Below are 17,736 nucleotides of genomic sequence, written 5' to 3' on the forward strand. Positions count from 1 at the left end.
CTCATCGCATCTTCGTCGCTCTGCTGGCAATCGTCGTGCTCGGACTCATGCGTCCGGATCTAGCGACCGCTCAGAGCACTGCCACCGTTGACTGGACGACGCTTGGGGCTCCAAGCACTGGGGCGTTGCCCAACCCATCGACCGCCACCGCGAGCGATGGCACGACGACGGCAACCGTCCGCTATTCGACCGTCGCCAACGGCACTCCGTTCGTTCCGCTGCTCGACACATTCGTCAGCTATTACGATCCCAGTTTCGGTGGCTTTGCCGGCACCCTGCTGATGAATTTCGATAACTCCACCTACGATCCCGGTGATAAGCTGACCACTGAGATTACCCTGAATCGGTCCGTCACCGGACTGCAGTTCATCCTCACGGATATCGACACGTCCAGTTGGGTGGATGCTGTCGAGGTATTCTACGACAATGGGGACGGCACCTGGCGCAACGTGGCCGAGACGGCTTCGTTCTATACCGCAGGAAGCGCCGCGACGCGCACCAACAACGCCACCGTGAATGGCTGGCGCGGCACTGCAAATGTGGCGGCCAGTCAGACGACGGGCAATATAGCTTTCAGTTTCGGCACCACGCTCGTCAAGCGGGTGCGCATTGTCTATTTCAGCTACACAGGCACGGGCGATCCGGGGGGGCAGGTGTCCGGCATCAGCGACCTCACCTTCAACCGCGCTTTCGCCGATCTCTCTTTGACGAAGCTATTGCTCACGCCATCGCCGACGAACGGTAGCGCCGCGACGTTCCGCCTGACTTTGAACAATGCCGCAAGCTCCAGCCTGAGCGCGACAGGTGTCCGGGTGCGCGACACGCTTCCCGCAGGCTTTGCTTACACATCATCGACCGGCACGGGTACGTTCGATCCGGCCACCGGAATCTGGAACGTCGGCACATTGGCGCGAAACCAGAATGTGAGCATGGAGATCACGGGGACGGTGAATGCGACCTCGGGTGCAGTGCTGACCAACCGTGCGGAGGTTTCCGCCAGCGATCAGGCCGACCCAGATTCCACGCCGAACAATGGTGTCACCAGCGAAGACGATTTTGCCTCCGCAACGCTTGCAGTTGGCGGAACGAGAGCGGCTGGCACGCCCCCAGCGCTGTTCTGTCCCAACCAGTCGATCGTGTTCGATTGGGATAACGTGAATTGGATTCGTGGTTCGCTCAACAACACATACGCTCTGGGTAGCCTCGGCAACATTTCATTTTCGATCACCAATCAGGGCACGTTTGTGGCCAAAGCGGACTATGGCGGGGACATCCCCGGCCTATCCAGCACGATCAATGGCGGCTTGGCGGGAGGCGGTCGATCACTCGTGTACCACACCAATATGCCAGATCGCGCGAGTGAAGCCACCACTACAATCGCACTTCCGGACGTCATGCGGGGTGCACAGTTCCAAGTATTTGACATAGACTCTTCAGGTTCCTTTGCAGATCGCGTGCAAGTGGAAGGGAGATTGCAGGGCGCGACCGTGCAGCCCGTACTTACCAACGGCTCGGCAAACTATATCGTCGGCAATGAGGCGCGGGGTGATGGCTCGTCGAGCGATACGCAGGCCAATGGCAACATCACGGTGACGTTCTCGCAGCCTATCGATACGATTATCATTCGATATGGCAATCACGCGGCCGCTCCTGCCGATCCTGGCAATCAGGGCGTTGCACTGCACGACATTACTTTCTGCCGACCCACAACGACCTTGACAGTCGACAAGACCAGTCGCTTGCTTAGCGATCCGGTCGATATCGGCGATACCGATTTCCATATTCCCGGTGCGATCGTGGAATACTGTCTCGTCACTTCTAACACCGGCCAATCGCGCGCGACCGATATCCGCATGAATGACGTCATCCCTCCGCAAATGACCTACGTCCCCGGCTCTATCCGGTCTGGCGCCACTTGCTCCGGTGCGAAGACAGTTGAAGACGACGACGCGGCAGGTGCCGATGAAAGCGACCCGGTCGGCGCGCAGTTTCTTTCGAGCGGTGAAGTTCGCGCGAGTGCTGCTCAGCTATCACCCGGCGCAAGCATAGCGATCATTTTCCGGACGCAGATCAACTGAGGACATCGCATCTGCGAGATCGCTCAACAGCATAGATGTGGCAATGTCACAGGCATGCGCGTTCTTCCTCACGGATCGTAGCGATATCTTCTGCTAACTCCGCACCCCGCCAGTCGCGAGAAACGAACGATTAGCCCGACCTGGAGATTAAGTCAGTCCGCCATCGCTCTTCGCGCAGACAGTAAACCGCCTAGAGTAATCTTTAAAAGATATGGTGGACGCACTAGGGCTCGAACCTAGGACCCGCTGATTAAGAGTCAGCTGCTCTACCAACTGAGCTATGCGTCCATACCGGCGAATCGCGCGGAGGCGTCCATATAGCGAGTTCGGGCGCGGGTTAAAGAGCGCATGTGCGATGCGCGCTAAAAGTTGGCGCCGGCGGGCTGTCTATTCCACCGCTCCACCATCATGAGTCCCCCGACACACAGCATGTTGGTCATCATGGAGGAGCCCCCGTGGCTCATGAAGGGTAGCGGGATGCCGACGACCGGCGCCAGGCCCATCACCATCATCAGATTGATCGCGACGTAGAAGAAGATTGTCGCCGTCAGGCCACCCGCAAGAAGGCGGGAGAAGCGGTCCTGCGCATCGCGCGCGACTGTCAGCCCCCAGCGGAGCACAATGCCGAAGATCAGCAGAACGAGGATTCCGCCGATCAGGCCCCATTCCTCTGCCATAGTGGCGAAGACGAAGTCGGTTTCGGGCTCGGGAAGATAATCGAGCTGGCTCTGCGATCCTTCGCCGAAACCCTTGCCCGAAATTCCGCCCGAACCTATCGCGATCTTCGACTGCGTTATGTGATAGCCGGTGCCGAGTGGATCGCTCTCCGGGTCGAGGAAGGTGAGCACACGCTGCTGCTGGTAAGGCTTAAGGCCGAAGAAATAGGCGAGCGGCGCTGCGATGGCTGCGGCAACGCCGCCGGCGATGAACCATTTCTGCGGCAGACCGGCTAAGAACATCGTCACGATGCCGCCAAAGGCGATGGCAAGCGCAGTTCCAAGGTCAGGCTGAAGAAGAACCATGCCCATCGGCACTGCGATGAGGCCGAGCGGGACAAGAAGTGCTCGCCAGGTGTTGATCATTCCGACCGGGAGCACGTGGTAAAAAGCAGCGATGATGAGGACGATGCCGGGCTTCATGATCTCGGAGGGCTGCAGTCGCATGAAGCCGAGATCGAGCCAGCGCTGCGCGCCGCCGCCCAGCTGCCCCATCGCCTCGACCGCCATCAGCAACAGTAGAACCGCTATATAGCCCGGGATCGCTGCCAGGCGGGCCCATTCCTGTGGAAAGTAGGAGATGGCCAGCGCCATACCGAGAAAAACGGTATATCGGATCAAGTGCTTGTCCGCATAGGGACTCATGGACCCGCCTGCCGCGGAGTGCAGAACGGCCGCGCCAAATGCCACCAGCAGAGTGAGAGGAATAACCACTCGCCACGGAAACTGGGCGAGTGAGGCGGGCAGGGTGATCGCGCCTCTCACGTCAAGATCTCATCGGAGCGACCGGTAGGATCCTCACGCGGCGTAAATGCATCGGTGTCAGCCTCGTCCGGTTCGGCAAAGGCGGCGCGGGCTTCGGCATCGACTTGTCGCGCCAGGGTGATCGGTGGCGGCGCGGGCGGCAGATCGACACCGGCAGCGGTCGCATATGCCGTATACTGCTTATCAAGCCGTTCCTGCGCGGTGCCGCCCCATTGCTCTTCGAGCGGATAGAGCGCTTCCAGACCTTTGTTCGGATCGAGCAGATAGGTCATCACGTCCCGCGCGATCGGATAGGCCGCACCAGAACCGCCGCCGTGTTCGATGACGACCGCGCCTGCATATCGCGGATTGTCGAATGGCGCGAAGAAGATGAAAAGCCCGTGGTCGCGATACTTCCAGGGGCCGGTCTTGCCGTCCGAGAGGTTCAATCCGACGACCTGCGCGGTGCCTGTCTTGCCCGCCATGAGGACATCTTCGACCGGCAAGCGGGCGCGTCCAGCCGTGCCGGGGCCATTCACTACGTCGCTCATCGCCTGGCGGATATACGTCTTGTATTCGTCGGTGACGCCCATCGCATCGAAACGCGGCGCGTCGTCGGTCAGGAGAAGCCGCGGCTTGACGACATTCGAGGTCGCCAGGCGCGCTGCCATGACGGCAAGCTGCAGCGGGCTTGCGAGCATGTAGCCTTGCCCGATGGTCGCATTCACCGTGTCGAATGCCTGCCATTCGCGGCCGTATTTCTCCTGTTTCCACGCAGGGTCGGGCACCGTTCCGTAGAACTGGTTTTCTACCGGCAGCTTGAACTGTTCCTGCATGCCGTATCGGCGACAGGTTTCCGCGATGGGCCACATGCCGGTGCGCTGCGCCATGGCATAGAAGTAGACATCGCAGCTTTGGTAGATTGCCTTGCCGAGATCGGTGGAACCGTGCCCGCTGCGCTTCCAGCAACGGAACACCCGATTGCCAACGCGAAGGCCGCCACCGCAAAACACGGTCTCGTTCGGGTCGACGCCTTCGGCGAGGAGTGCCATTCCAACCGTCGGCTTGACGGTCGATCCGGGCGGGTAAAGGCCCTGGAGCACCTTGTTGCGGAGGGGAACACGCTCGTTTTCCCGCAACATCGAATATTCCAGTCGCCCGATACCGTCCGAAAAACTGTTCGGATCGAAGCTAGGCATGGAGGCCATGCACAGCAGGTCGCCAGTGATACAATCCATCACCACGACGGAACCGGACTCGAGGCCGAGGCGACGCGCAGCATAGTCTTGCAGCGGCCCATCGATCGTCAGGCGAATGGGATTGCCCTGCACGTCCTCGCGGGTGTCGAGATCCCGCAGGATGCGGCCCGAGGCAGCAACTTCGACTCTTCGCGCGCCCGGTTCACCGCGCAGGATCTGCTCGAACTGTTGCTCGACCCCGTCCTTGCCCATCTTGAAGCCCGGCGTGAGTAGAAGCGGCTGCGGCTCTTTGTCGTATTCCTCGCGGCTGGGCGCACCGACATAGCCGATAAGGTGTCCGACCGCCGCGCCGGTGGGATAGAAGCGGGAGAAGCCGCGCTGAGGCACCACACCGGGAAGTTCCGGCAGGCGCACGCTGACGGCAGCGAACTTGTCGAAATCGAGGCCGCTGGCAACCGGCACGGCGGAGAAGCCGCGCGACGTTTCGATGCGGCCAAGCAGGTCGACTTTCTCGACTTCGTTGAGCGCCAGCAATTCACCGAGCAACTCCACGGTGCGTTCTGCATCGTGAAGCCGTTCCGGAATGATGTCGACACGGAAATCGGCGCGGTTGGAGGCGAGGGGAGAGCCGTTGCGATCGAGAATCCAGCCACGGCGCGGCGGGATCAGGGTGAGGTTCACCCGATTGCTTTCCGCCTCCATCTCGTATTTCTCGTTCTCGGCGACGGCGATGTAGCCCATTCGCGCCGCGAGGATGCACCCGATCCCGCCCTGGATCGCCCCCACGACGAAGCTGCGCCTGTCGAAGGTCTGCTTGAGCGAATTGGATGTGAGGTTGCGGTCCATGATTTAGCCAAGTTTGCGCACGCGAGTGAGCCTGAACCGATCGAGCAGGGAAACGAGCTGGGCGACGAGCGGAAACAGGAGCACAGACAGCCCTAGCTGCGGCAAGATGATCGGAAGCTGAATCGGCGTGATACCTGCGCCGGAGAAAAACGCGGCGAGCACGAGATACCCGCTCAGGAAAAGCGATGCGACGGCCCAGTCCTGCCAAAAACCACGCCACGGAAAGCGCGCCTCGATCAAGTCGAGCGCGATCATCGTGACCGAGAACAGCAGGATGCCCGAACCCAGCGGTTGGCCGGAGAAGAGATCGTCGAACAGGCCTAGCGGCAAGCCAGCCCAGATCGGCAAGAGTCCGGGACGAAGCACGCGCCATGCGAGAAGGAAGATATATCCCAGCGGTGGAAGGATCGGGGCCGATGCGATGATGGGCAGCATCGGCGACATGGAGGCAAACAGAATGGCCAGCCACGGAACGCCATAAGCGAGAATGGGCGAGTGATCGCGATTGATCTTGCTGCCGAACTGGTCGCGTCGGGCGGCGGGGTTGAGCTGCTCCATCAGCTCTCTTCATCCTCGCTCTCGTCCATGCCTGGCACGGGACGGTCGGTCAGCAATGGCTGGGTCGCGGCTTCGATCGCTTCAGGCTCGAAAATGGGCTCGATCACGACGAAATCGGTGGCCGCCGGATTGCTGAGCAACGAAGCGATAGCGCCGTCATCAGTGGTCTCCCGCACCATCGCCACGGCAACGCCAGGTCGGAAGAGACCGCCCGCGCCGGACGTGACGAAAATGTCACCTTCCTCGAGCGGGTTGATGCCGAGATTGATGAGGCGAATGCGAAGGCTGCCATCCGCGCGCCCTTCCGCGAAAGCGACGACATCGTCGGTCGCGCGGCGTACCGGCACGATGCTTTCCGGATCGGTCAGCAGGAGAACGCGCGACGTGGATCGGCCGGCCTCGAGCACGCGACCGACCAGGCCCATTGGCGACGTCACCGGCATGCCGACCTCGACGCCGTCGCTTCGACCTGCCGACAGATATCCGAAGCGCCTTGTGCTGGCTGAACTTGAACCGATCAGGCGTCCTGTCGCAATCGGCTCCACATCGCCTTCTAGGAGACCCAGAACGCCCTTGAGCCGCGCATTTTCCTGTTCGAGCGCCCGCGCTTCGGCAAGCTTGACCCGAGCAATCTCGATTTCCTGTTCGAGCTCGGCATTCTTAGATCCGGCATTATAATAACCGGCAATGGCCTCGAAAAAACCGCGCGATCCACTGCGCCCGACCGCGCCGGCCTCTCCGACAGGTGATGCGGCATCGGTCGCCATTGAGCGCAGCCCGTAGAATGCCTCGGGACGCCACAGCGAAATGATAAGCAGCAGCGCGCCCAGGATCGCTCCGAGACTCGCAAGGACATAGCCGGTGAAGCGGCTGAATTGCGCCCTCTTGTTGGAGCCCGATGTCTGTGCCGAAGGCGGTGCCATCGCGGCCCGTCCCCTCTATTGGTGTTGCGTCGTCACGCCGTCATGAGGACGCCGCGATAGATCGGGTCCTCCATTGCCTTACCCGTGCCCACCGCAACGCAAGTAAGCGGATCTTCGGCGATGCTGACCGGCAGACCGGTTTCTTCTTTGATATGCTCGTCCAGCCCGCGGATCAGCGCGCCGCCGCCCGTAAGCACGATGCCCTGATCGACGATATCGGCGGCAAGTTCCGGCGCGGTGTTTTCAAGGGCGATACGCACGCCCTCGACGATGGCGCCGATCGGTTCGGAAAGCGCCTCGGCGACGTGCGCCTGGTTGATGTTGATCTCTTTAGGAACGCCGTTCACCAGATCTCGACCCTTGATGACGATGGTCTCGCCGACGCCATCGTCCGGCACGGTGGCGACACCGTAATCCTTCTTGATCCGCTCTGCCGTGGCATCGCCGATCAGCAGATTGTGGTGGCGACGCACGTAGGAGACGATGGCTTCGTCCATCTTGTCACCCCCGGTACGGACCGACGTGGTGTAGGCAAGACCGCGTAGTGACAGCACGGCGACCTCGGTCGTGCCGCCGCCGATATCGACGACCATGGACCCGACCGGCTCGGTCACCGGCATGTCGGCACCAATGGCGGCTGCCATTGGCTCGAGGATCAGGAAGACTTCGGAAGCGCCGGCATTGCTCGCCGCGTCGCGGATAGCGCGCCGCTCGACGCTGGTGGAACCCGACGGGACGCAGATCACGATTTCCGGATAGCGGAGCAGCGTGCGCTTACCATGCACTTTCCGAATGAAGTGCTTGATCATCTCTTCGGCAATCTCGATGTCGGCAATAACGCCGTCGCGCAACGGGCGGATCGCTTCGATGCTGTCGGGCGTCTTGCCCATCATCAACTTCGCATCGTCGCCGACGGCCTTGACACGCTTCACGCCATTGATCGTCTCGATGGCAACCACCGACGGCTCGTTCAGGACGATGCCACGATCCTGCACGTAGACGAGCGTATTGGCCGTGCCGAGGTCGATCGCCATGTTCTGCGATCCGAATTTGAAGAAATTGAAGAAGGAACTCATCGATTATCCCGTATCTGGAATGGCCTCCGCCGCCGCGAAAATCCGCGTGGAGAGGCCTCTACGTTGCGGAAAGTCCCGCCCCTTAACGCGCAAGGGGCCGAAAGGCCAAAATATTTGTCGAAAACGGCACACTTTTGCCCCGCTTCGGCTCGAAAACGGAGCAACTCGGCTTTAGGGTCCGACAAATGCCACAAATTCGCCGACTTCCCGAAACGCTCGTGAACCGCATCGCCGCGGGCGAGGTGGTGGAACGCCCGGCGTCGGCGTTGAAAGAGCTGGTCGAGAATGCGATCGATTCGGGGGCACGGCGGGTTGTCGTGAAGATCGTCGAGGGCGGCCTCGCTTCGATCGAAGTGACCGATGACGGATGCGGCATGTCACCGGACCAGATGGAGCTTGCCCTGGAACGGCATGCGACGTCAAAGCTGCCGGACGAAGCGATCGAACAGGTGGCGAGCCTTGGCTTTCGCGGAGAGGCGCTTCCATCCATCGGCAGCGTAGCGCGGCTCTCCATCGAGAGCAGGCCGGATGATGCCGACCAGGGATGGCGGCGGGTCGTGGATCACGGTGCCGTTGTCGACGAGGGACCGGCAGCACTTCCGGGAGGGACGCGGGTCCGTGTAGAGGAATTGTTTGCAAAGATACCCGCACGGCGCAAATTCCTGCGAACTGCGCGCAGTGAATACGCCGCGTGCCATGATGTTGTCCGCCGATTGGCGATGGCGCGCCCCGACATTGCCTTCACGTTCGAACACGGCGACAGGCGAATCTTCGCGGTTCAGGGCGATCAGGCGCCAGCGCAGCGCGTCGCACAGATTGTCGCGCGAGAACTCGCGGATAACAGTGTCCTGATCGACATGGATCGGCCTTCGGCAGAGGGCACGATGCGCCTGACGGGCGTGGCCGGCCTGCCGACCTACAATCGCGGCATCGCCGATCATCAATATCTCTTCGTCAACGGCAGGCCGGTAAAGGATCGCCTGCTTTCGGGCGCTGTGCGGGGTGCGTATGCCGACATGCTGGCAAGAGATCGCCATGCAGTCCTTGCTCTCTTTCTCGATATCCCCTTCGCCGATGTCGACGTGAACGTGCATCCTGCCAAAACCGAGGTGCGTTTTCGCGATGCCGCGGCCGTGCGCGGTTTCATCGTGTCGAGTTTGCGGCAGGCGCTTTCGACAGGCGACCGGCGCAGCGCCCAGGCGCCCGATAGCGGTGCAATGGGCCGCTGGCAGACCGAGCCGGTACGGGACGAGGTCTCGCCCGCCTTGCGTTCGATATTTTCCGGTCGCGACTGGAGCCGGGCGTCTTCCCCTCGCCGGGTCGCGGAAACGCCGATCGGCTGGGACGCTGGCGGCGAAACACTGGCAGCACCGCAGGGAAGGGCAGAAGCTGCCGAAGCGCTTCCTCAGGATGTCGAAGACTATCCACTCGGCATTGCGCGCGGACAGGTCGCGAACACATATATCGTTGCCGAAGCGGCCGACGGGCTCGTGCTGGTCGACCAGCATGCTGCGCATGAGCGGATCGTGCTCGAGCGGCTTCGCGCGGCGGGTGCGGGCGAAAAGGTCGCGGCGAGCCAGGCCTTGCTGATCCCCGAAGTGGTAGAGCTGGAAGAAGCGGATTGCGATCGGCTCGAAGAGCAGATCGAGCATTTTGCAAAGCTTGGCCTCAATATCGAACGCTTCGGTCCCGACGCCATGCTCGTTCGTGCCATCCCCGGCACGCTCAGAAAGGCGGATCCAGATGCCCTGTTGCGCGATCTTGCCGACGATATCGCCAAGCACGGCGCATCGTTGCTCCTCACCGAGAAGATCGAGCACGTCCTCGCGACCATGGCCTGCCACGGATCGGTGCGGGCCGGGCGCGTCCTCAACGTTGCCGAGATGAACGCCTTGCTGCGCGAGATGGAGTCGACACCGCGCTCAGGACAATGCAATCACGGCCGGCCCACCTGGGTGAAACTGTCCATGGACGACGTCGAAAAGCTCTTTGGGAGGCATTAATGGTGCGCTGCATCTTTCTGCTTGCGGCTTGTGGATTGCTGACATCGTGCGGCGAGGAGTTGTCGGAAGCCGAGCGGCTCGAGGAGAACGCTGCGGTCGCAGAGCGTGTGCGGCAAGCCAATGAGGCCGGGACGCCTCTGGTGGAGATCACGCCCGAAACGATCAGCGATGCCGATAGGGAGATCAACGATCTGCTCGGCGATGCGTGTTCCTACGCGCCGGGAACGAGCCGCGCCGTGCGCGCCATTGCGCGGGAAAGCGACGCTTATGTCAAGATCGACGGGCAAATGGTGCGCTTCGCAGCCGATCCGGGGTCGCGCGAACTGCCTGCCAATTCTCGCACGCTCTATAACGGTCGCGAGTATGTGCTGCGCTTCGCAATCGAGGATGCCGCCGCTGCGGACACGGTGAAGGAGGGTACGATGTGGCTCTACGACCGTTTCCAGCGCACCGTGTATACAGGCACGGGCCCGGTCATGTGCGAGAGCTGATCAGACCCCGGCGGGCTTTAAGAGCATCCAGACCGCCATCCCCATCATTGCCAGGTTTTCACTTAGCGAGATGAAGCCCAGCGGCACATTCCCGCTGCCACCGACGCAGGCGCATTTGATGTCCCGCTTCTGGATGTAGACCGCGTAGATGACGCTGGCCGCGCCTACTGTTCCGATGAAGGCGGCGACCGGTATGGAAAGCCAGGGCAGCAGCCGTCCTGCCATGAGGATCGCCGCCAGAGCCTCAAGATAGGGGTAAGTGTAAGCGTACGGCACCCAACGCTTCGCCAGCAGATCATAGCCGATGAACATCGAGCTGAATTGCTCGACATCCTGCAGTTTAAGCATGGCCAACATGCCCATCGAGAAAGCCACGAACCACTCCGCCGCGCGGACGGTCAACGGCGTGTCGAAGGCCCACCAGCTGAGCGATAATGCCAGCCCAAGTGCCACGGCGAACACGGCGAGTACGGGCCGATAGCTCTTCCCCTCCTTCTCGACCGGATTGCCAAAATGTGCGCGAAGACCGGTGTATCCGCCGATCCGCTCTGCGCCGATGAAGGTCTGCGGCGTCGTCTTGACGTCGTGCTTCGCCTTGAAGGCGTCGGTTTCCTCGCGCGTGGTGAGGTGATGATCCTCGACCTCGAAACCCCTCTTTTCGAGCAGCCATTTCGACTTCACGCCGTAGGGGCAGACGTGCTTGTCCATCACCATGCGATAGAGGCGCGCGGTCTTGTCACCGCGCGCCTCCATATCGCTTGTTTCGGACTGGTCGATCATGCCCGGAATTTGGGGATCCCTGCATCGGAATCCAATTCCGGAATGATGCGGTAGCGCGCAAGCACCAGACTGAAGAGACCGAAGAACAACAGACCCACGGCGGTCAGGGTGAATACGAAGCCCTCTCCAGCGAGCGAGGCAACGGCGTCACCAAGCGTCTTCACCTGCTCGGCGCCGCCCGACATGAAGCCCGCCTGGATAAGCGACCATGCGATCACGCCGTAAACAACCCCGCGCGCACAGAAGCCCGCTCCGCCGAGCCAGCGTGTCGCATCCGGCGCCTGGCCGGAGATGCGATGCATGAACTCGCCCGTCAGCCCCTTCTTGAACTGGAAGATCGACGCGACACCGAAAGCGATGCCGAGCAGGCCGAGGACGGTGCCGCCGAAGTCCACGGACAGCACGCCCGCAGCCGCTTCCTGCGCGCCGCCACCGCCGGAGCCACCACCGCCGGAGCCACCACTCGACCCGCTGCCGCTATTGTTGGCAAACTGAAAGGCCGACCACGCCAGCGCAAGGTGGCCGATGCCGCTGCCCGCATGGCCGAGGCGCTTGCCCCAGCCTTTGGCGTCGGAGCCGTTGTTCTCGATATCGAAGAAGGTCGAGCAGAAGCGGAAGAGCGCGTAGGCGGTCAGGCCGATCACCATGATCCAAAGGATTGCCGTACCTGCCGGATACTCTTCGATTGCCTTGAAGATACCGTTCGTGCCTTCGGCGATCTTGTCTGCGCTGGTCAGGGCGATGAGGCCCAGGACGGAATAGAGGATGGCGCGGCTGAAGTAGCCCACGCGCACCAGCCAGTTGAACTTCTCCGACTTGTCGACCATCGCACTGTAACTCCCTGCATGTTTGCCCACCAACGGGCCAGCGCACGATTGGTGCCGGGGAGGGGTGTGACAAGTGTGACAGTGTCCTGGAGCAAAAAGCCGATCTGTGACCCTTGCCCCGAAAAGTGTCACCTTGTGCCCAAAAAGTGTGACCATGGCAGGGAAGTTTGAGGCGACGGATGAAAGTCATGGGTCGTGCTTCACCATGCCGGCGATGCTGTAGGAAAGCGCGGCGTCAGCGCACGCGTTTGACGTAAAGCCCGTTTCCATCCCGATTTTCGACCTCGAACTGGTCGATGGAGTAGAAAAGGTCTGATAGTCGCTTGAAGCCGTAGTTTCGCACGTCGAAACTCGACCTGTTGCCAGCGATCTTTCCGACTTCGCTCAGCGATGCAAATCCGTTTTGGTCGCGCTTCGAGGCTTTGACGGCGGTAGCAAGCAGAGCGACCAAATCATCGTCGATATCGCTGTTCGCGTCCGCAGTCGTCATCCCGGGTTTTTCGCCATCATTTTCCAACGGCGCTTCTGCTTCTTTTATAAGCGCATCGATATCAATGAATCTCGTGCACGCACTCTTGAAGGCTGCTGGCGTTTTCTTCGTGCTGCCGAAACCGTAGACAACCAGCCCGTCCTGCCGCAGCCGTGTGACAAGCGGTGTGAAGTCACTGTCCGACGACATAATGCCAAATCCATCCACCTTTCCCTGATAGAGCAAGTCGATCGCATCGATGGTCATCGCCATGTCAGTGGCATTCTTGCCGGCTGTCAGATCGAACTGTTGTTGCGGACGGATGCCATATTGGTGGGTGATCTTATCCCAGTTGGCGAGGTTATTCTTTGCGAAATTGCCATAGGCGCGCTTGATATTGACCTGCCCAAGCTCTGCCATGACGGTCAGCACCGGATCGATGCCCCGAGGACTTGTATTGTCCGCGTCGATCAGAAGGGCGATGTTCTTGAGTTCAGCTTCGGGCATGGGCGGTAGATGACCGGATGCCGCAAGGGATGCAAGGCGACAAAGCTTGGAACTTCGCGCTTCTGCACACCGTTCAGATACCATCCAGTCATCAAGATAGGTAGCAGGCATGACGAAGAAGGTTCTTATTTCCGGCGCAAGCATATCTGGGCCGACCACCGCATACTGGCTCGCAAGGAATGGCTTCGATGTCACCGTGCTCGAAAGAGCTTCGGAGTTGCGTCTCGGCGGTCAGAACATCGATATTACGGACGCAGCGCGCGACATCGTGGAACTGATGGGCCTTCGAGACGCAATCGCTGACCGGCACACGGGCGAGAAGGGGCTGCGCTTCGTGGACGAGGACGGAGAAGTGCAAGGCTCATTCCCGGTCGATCAGGAAGTGACATGGACGCGCGAGGTGGAAATTCTGCGCGGCGACCTGGCCAAACTGATCGTCGATGCCTGCCCGGACAGCGTGGACTGGCGTTTCGGCGACCACATCACCGCCCTGGAAGAGGAGGGTGACAAGGTGCGCGTCGAATTCGCCGAAGGCGAAGCGGAAACTTTCGATATCGTCGTGGCCGCGGATGGGATGAATTCGGGCACGCGCGACCTTATCGTTGGTGACGATCAGACCGAGGATTATCTCGGCTGCTGGGCATCTTATTTCACGATCCCGCGATATGAGCGGGATAACGATTGGTGGAACTGGTACACCTCATCCAACGGAATCATCGTATTCCTGCGCCCGGACAATCAGGGCACGATCCGGGCGTCCGTCAATTTCCTGAGCGACGACAGCAACCCCGATCACATGTCGCTCGAGGACAAGAAGCGCATCCTGAAAGACAAGCTGCGTGGATCTGGCTGGGAAAGCGATCGTGTGGCACACGATCTTGACGGCGTCGACGATATCTTCCTTGGACCTTTGCACCAGGTGAAGGCGGATCGCTGGTCGAGCGGCCGCTGCGTCCTGACGGGCGATGCCGCCTATTGCCCGACGCCGTATACGGGTATGGGCACCACGCTGGCGATCATCGGATCGTATATCCTTGCGAACGAACTGGCTGCGCATGACGATCACAAGGCCGCATTCGATAAGTACGAGCGCAAGTTCAGGGACTTCGCCGAGAAATCCCAGAAGCTGTGGCCGGGCGTTCCCGATCTCGCTTACGCCGAAAGCGAATGGAAGAAATATCTCATCAATCTGGGTGCCGGTCTTGCCGCATCCGCTCCGATGCAGAAGCTCGTCGCGCTGTTCGATGGCGGGGATGATGAGAACGACTTCGAATTGCCGAAATACGAAAACCGCGCGGCTCGCGAAACAGCTTAGGCAGCGCGTCGGCCCCACTAGCGAAGGTGGATCGCTTCTGACAAAAGCCTGCCGGTGATGTGGACAATGGCATGACGCGGCGAAGGGCTTCACGCGCGATATTGTGGGTCTTCCTTGTGCTGCCCGCGGCTGTCATCGCCGCGCGTTGGGGCCTTACGCCTGAAGCGTATGGCTACGGTCATGCAATCAAGAATAGCGGGGATTGGGCGGCCTGGCTGCTGCTGGTGACGCTGGCGGTGACGCCGGTGCGCCTTGCTTTCCGCAGGGCCGCGTTCGCACAATGGCTGATGCGGCATCGGCGCGATCTGGGCGTTGCGAGCTTCGTATACGCCGCCGCGCACACCATGATCTATCTCTGGAACAAGGCCGCGGTGAGTGCCGTGGCAGCCGAAGCTGTGAGGATGGAATATCTGACGGGATGGCTGGCGCTGGCGCTGTTCGTCCCGCTCGCGATCACATCCAACGATGCGAGCATGCGCACGCTCAAGCGGTCATGGAAGGCGTTGCACCGGCTTGTTTATCCCGGCGCCGTGCTGACCTTCGTGCACTGGGCACTGACGGCTTTCGATCCGATGACGGCCTATATCCATATCGGGATACTGGCCGCCATCTTGATCTGTCGCGCCGGGCTTACTCGGCGGCGGAAAGCGTGATGTAGCGCTGGAAGCGGGCGACTTCGTCCGCATCGACATATTTGCCGATCTCGCGCTCGAACTCGGCCATGTCCGCATAGGGCTGGTATTCGAGGAACTCGCCGACCATGCGATCCGTCATGCCGGGGATCAGCGCAATGTCTTCGGCGCTGGCGGTGTTGAGATCGATCGGCACGAAGATCCGCTCACGCAGCGTCGCGGCCTCTTCCTCGCTTACATTGCCGGTAAGCACGGCGTTGAGCGCGCTGGCGCTGTCATAGGGCTGGCCGGCCACGATGGCGTCGGCGAGCTCGGGCGAGACGCCGTCCACCGCAGAGAGGTCTTCGGCGGACGCGGTGCTAGCATCGAGCACGCTATCTGTATCGACAGCAACGGTCTCGGTTTCTCCCTCGGCGGCGTCGGTCGTTTCGACCTCTTCCGTTTCGGTTTCGCCCGAGCAGGCGGACAGGGCGAGGGCGGTGCCGGCGAGGGCGGCGGACAGGACGATCTTGCGCATTTACGAAATCCTCATTGCGATTGAATTGGCGAGCGGATTAGCCTTCTCGCAAATCATTCGCAATAGCGATTCCTGTCAGACCGGCTCGAATTCGCGCGTGTCCTCATTGCGGTGGTAGAGCACGCCTTCGGAAATCGCGAAGAAGGTGCCGCGCAGCTTCAGATCGCCGCGCGCCTCTGCCTCGCGCACGAACGGGAAGGTGCGCAGATTGTCCATGCTGACGCCGACGGCCGCCAGCTCCATCGCCCGCTCGGCTTCGCGGGTTTCGGTTCCGTATTCTGCGGCGACCGGCTCGCGCGCTTCGTCCAGCAGGTGAACCCAGTTGGCGACGAAACCGCCATTGCCCGGATCGTTGCCGTGCAGATCCTGCGTCAGCGCCGCCTTGCACCCACCGCACATGCCGTGGCCCATGACGACGATCTGGCGCACCTTGAGCACTTGCACTGCAAATTCTATCGCTGCCGAGACACCGTGCTGGCCGGGTGTGGTTTCGTAAGGCGGGACGAGCGCTGCGACATTGCGGACGACAAATATTTCGCCCGGGTCCACGTCGAATATCTGCGCAGGGTCCACGCGGCTGTCAGAGCAGCCGATGATCATCAGTTTGGGATGCTGGCCGTCCGCCACGAGCTCGTCGTAGCGCGCCTTCTGCTTCGGATATCCATCCTCGCGAAAGCGGCGATATCCCTCCAGAAGCTGGTGAAATTCTGGCATCAGAAACGCTCCCCGCGGATGACCTCGACATCCCACATCGTCAGCAGCAGGCCGTGGCTGGAGAGGATGGGTGCGAGCGAGTCAGCCAGCGCCATCGCCTTCTCTTGCGCCGCGATTGTGAGAATGAAAACCTTGTCTGTGCCCATCACCCGCTCTTCACGCCAGCGCCCCTCTCGGCCCTTGCCGGATGTCACCGGCGTAATCGTCCAGCCGGTGATACCGGCCTCGTCGATGGCCTTCGTCACGCGGTTGGTCTGCGCCTGATTGGCAAGGATTTCGATCCGTTTGCGGATGACGGTTTCGATCATGGCGCGGCTCTTTCACCGGTCAGCACGGCGGCCAGCGCGCCGATCAGGCCGATATTGATGAGGACGTTGAAGGGGAAGGTGATGGAAAGCGACATCGTCAGGTAAATGCCGGGATCGGCCTCGGGCAGGGCAAGACGCATGGCGGCCGGCACTGCGATATAGCTGGCGCTGGCACACAATATGCCGAGCGCGGCGGCGGAACCGGTGTCCAGCCCGATCATGGTGCCGAGCACGGTCCCGATGACGCCGTTCACCAGCGGCAGGACGATGGCGATGACCGCCAGCCGCCAGGTGAGCGCGCGGCTGTCCATCAGGCGGCGGGCCGCGATCAGTCCCATGTCGAGCAGGAAGATGCACAGCACGCCCTTGAACATCGCGCCGAAGAACGGCTCGACATCGGCGAAGCCTTCCGGCCCGGCGATCCAGCCGATCGCGAAGGCACCAAGCAGCAGGACGACGGAGGCGTTGAACAGCACTTCGTGCAGCATTTCCTTCGTGCTCTGCCCGCCTGCTTCCTTTCCGCCAGCGCCGCGCGCCAGCAGAAGTCCGGCGAGGATGGCTGGGCTTTCCATCGATGCCATCACGGCGACCATATAGCCCTGCGGCGGAATGCCCTGCAGCTCGTAGATCTCGACGGCGGTGACGAAGGTCACCACGCTGATAGAGCCGTAATGCGCGGCAACGGCGCCGGCATTGATACGGTCGAGCCTGCCGAAGCCCTTGAGCGCCCAATAGGCATAGAGCGGCATCACGAAACCCGCACCGATACCCGCTGCGAGCGCGGCGAGCACGGTGCCGTCCAGCCCGCTTTCCGCGACCTCGATCCCGCCTTTCAAGCCGATAGCGGCCATCAGATATAGCGACATCCCCTTGGCGATCGCTTCGGGAATGGCGAGATCGGATCTGGCGACGGCCGCAAGCAGGCCCAAAACGAAGAATAGCACCACCGGTGATGTGAGTGCCTGTATGCCGACAGCGTCCATGTTGTGGCGCTTATTCCACGCCCCCAACCCTGACAAGAGTGCCCCATTGC

At 61.3% G+C, this 17,736-nt stretch carries 17 protein-coding genes and 1 tRNA gene; 5 read left to right on the forward strand and 13 right to left on the reverse strand.

Going from position 1 to position 17,736, the window contains the following annotated elements:
- The first annotated feature begins 35 nt into the window (after positions 1-35).
- Positions 36-2,078, forward strand: a complete 2,043-nt coding sequence (locus D6201_RS02825) for a DUF11 domain-containing protein (protein ID WP_165853479.1) — start codon at positions 36-38, stop codon at positions 2,076-2,078.
- Between the two features lie 212 nt (positions 2,079-2,290).
- Here the strand turns inward: D6201_RS02825 and D6201_RS02830 are convergent.
- From D6201_RS02830 to D6201_RS02855, 6 genes are all read right to left on the reverse strand, one after another.
- Positions 2,291-2,366 (reverse strand) — tRNA-Lys (locus D6201_RS02830).
- A 74-nt stretch (positions 2,367-2,440) separates the two neighbouring features.
- Positions 2,441-3,547 (reverse strand): rod shape-determining protein RodA, encoded by a 1,107-nt coding sequence (gene rodA / locus D6201_RS02835; RefSeq protein ID WP_242447556.1) that lies wholly within the window; start codon positions 3,545-3,547, stop codon positions 2,441-2,443.
- An 8-nt stretch (positions 3,548-3,555) separates the two neighbouring features.
- Entirely contained in the window at positions 3,556-5,583 is a 2,028-nt protein-coding gene (mrdA, locus tag D6201_RS02840) for a penicillin-binding protein 2 (RefSeq protein ID WP_120047331.1), read from the reverse strand.
- Positions 5,584-5,586: 3 nt separating this feature from the next.
- Positions 5,587-6,141 carry a rod shape-determining protein MreD gene (locus tag D6201_RS02845; RefSeq protein WP_120047332.1) on the reverse strand — a complete coding sequence of 185 codons (555 nt, stop codon included), beginning with the start codon at positions 6,139-6,141 and terminating at the stop codon, positions 5,587-5,589.
- On the reverse strand, positions 6,141-7,064 hold the full coding sequence (locus tag D6201_RS02850) for a rod shape-determining protein MreC (RefSeq protein ID WP_120047334.1): 924 nt from the start codon (positions 7,062-7,064) through the stop codon (positions 6,141-6,143). The genes D6201_RS02845 and D6201_RS02850 overlap by 1 nt, the downstream gene beginning before the upstream one ends.
- A 32-nt stretch (positions 7,065-7,096) precedes the next feature.
- On the reverse strand, positions 7,097-8,140 hold the full coding sequence (locus tag D6201_RS02855; protein ID WP_120047336.1) for a rod shape-determining protein: 1,044 nt from the start codon (positions 8,138-8,140) through the stop codon (positions 7,097-7,099).
- Positions 8,141-8,325: 185 nt separating this feature from the next.
- Between D6201_RS02855 and mutL the strand changes: the two genes are divergently transcribed.
- Both mutL and D6201_RS02865 read left to right on the forward strand, forming a co-directional pair.
- Positions 8,326-10,143 carry a DNA mismatch repair endonuclease MutL gene (mutL, locus tag D6201_RS02860; RefSeq protein WP_120047337.1) on the forward strand — a complete coding sequence of 606 codons (1,818 nt, stop codon included), beginning with the start codon at positions 8,326-8,328 and terminating at the stop codon, positions 10,141-10,143.
- On the forward strand, positions 10,143-10,634 hold the full coding sequence (locus D6201_RS02865) for a hypothetical protein (protein ID WP_120047338.1): 492 nt from the start codon (positions 10,143-10,145) through the stop codon (positions 10,632-10,634). The genes mutL and D6201_RS02865 overlap by 1 nt, the downstream gene beginning before the upstream one ends.
- Here the strand turns inward: D6201_RS02865 and D6201_RS02870 are convergent, their stop codons facing one another.
- The 3 genes from D6201_RS02870 to D6201_RS02880 form a co-directional block, all read right to left on the reverse strand.
- Positions 10,635-11,414: a glutaredoxin family protein gene (locus D6201_RS02870; RefSeq protein ID WP_242447398.1), complete on the reverse strand. Its 780-nt coding sequence runs from the start codon at positions 11,412-11,414 to the stop codon at positions 10,635-10,637.
- A complete protein-coding gene (locus D6201_RS02875; RefSeq protein WP_120047340.1) occupies positions 11,411-12,241 on the reverse strand; it encodes a DUF1206 domain-containing protein in 831 nt (276 codons plus the stop codon). The genes D6201_RS02870 and D6201_RS02875 overlap by 4 nt, the downstream gene beginning before the upstream one ends.
- A gap of 235 nt (positions 12,242-12,476) precedes the next feature.
- Positions 12,477-13,217, reverse strand: a complete 741-nt coding sequence (locus D6201_RS02880; RefSeq protein ID WP_120047342.1) for an NYN domain-containing protein — start codon at positions 13,215-13,217, stop codon at positions 12,477-12,479.
- A 109-nt stretch (positions 13,218-13,326) separates the two neighbouring features.
- Here D6201_RS02880 and D6201_RS02885 point away from each other — a divergent pair, with 109 nt between their 5' ends.
- Together D6201_RS02885 and D6201_RS02890 are read left to right on the forward strand one after the other, a co-directional pair.
- Entirely contained in the window at positions 13,327-14,532 is a 1,206-nt protein-coding gene (locus D6201_RS02885) for an FAD-dependent monooxygenase (RefSeq protein ID WP_120047344.1), read from the forward strand.
- Between the two features lie 101 nt (positions 14,533-14,633).
- Positions 14,634-15,185, forward strand: coding sequence for a ferric reductase-like transmembrane domain-containing protein (locus D6201_RS02890; RefSeq protein WP_242447399.1), 552 nt, complete (start codon positions 14,634-14,636; stop codon positions 15,183-15,185).
- Here the strand turns inward: D6201_RS02890 and D6201_RS02895 are convergent.
- From D6201_RS02895 to D6201_RS02910, 4 genes are all read right to left on the reverse strand, one after another.
- Positions 15,163-15,681: a helix-hairpin-helix domain-containing protein gene (locus D6201_RS02895; protein WP_120047346.1), complete on the reverse strand. Its 519-nt coding sequence runs from the start codon at positions 15,679-15,681 to the stop codon at positions 15,163-15,165. The two genes, D6201_RS02890 and D6201_RS02895, sit on opposite strands and share 23 nt — an antisense overlap.
- A 75-nt stretch (positions 15,682-15,756) precedes the next feature.
- Positions 15,757-16,395 carry a carbonic anhydrase gene (locus D6201_RS02900; RefSeq protein ID WP_120047348.1) on the reverse strand — a complete coding sequence of 213 codons (639 nt, stop codon included), beginning with the start codon at positions 16,393-16,395 and terminating at the stop codon, positions 15,757-15,759.
- Complete coding sequence (locus D6201_RS02905; protein WP_120047350.1) at positions 16,395-16,703, reverse strand: P-II family nitrogen regulator; 309 nt, start codon at positions 16,701-16,703, stop codon at positions 16,395-16,397. The genes D6201_RS02900 and D6201_RS02905 overlap by 1 nt, the downstream gene beginning before the upstream one ends.
- Positions 16,700-17,686, reverse strand: coding sequence for a sodium-dependent bicarbonate transport family permease (locus D6201_RS02910; protein ID WP_120047351.1), 987 nt, complete (start codon positions 17,684-17,686; stop codon positions 16,700-16,702). The genes D6201_RS02905 and D6201_RS02910 overlap by 4 nt, the downstream gene beginning before the upstream one ends.
- Positions 17,687-17,736 lie beyond the last annotated feature (50 nt).

The organism is Aurantiacibacter aquimixticola (assembly GCF_003605475.1).
Classification (GTDB): Bacteria; Pseudomonadota; Alphaproteobacteria; order Sphingomonadales; family Sphingomonadaceae; genus Alteraurantiacibacter; species Alteraurantiacibacter aquimixticola_B.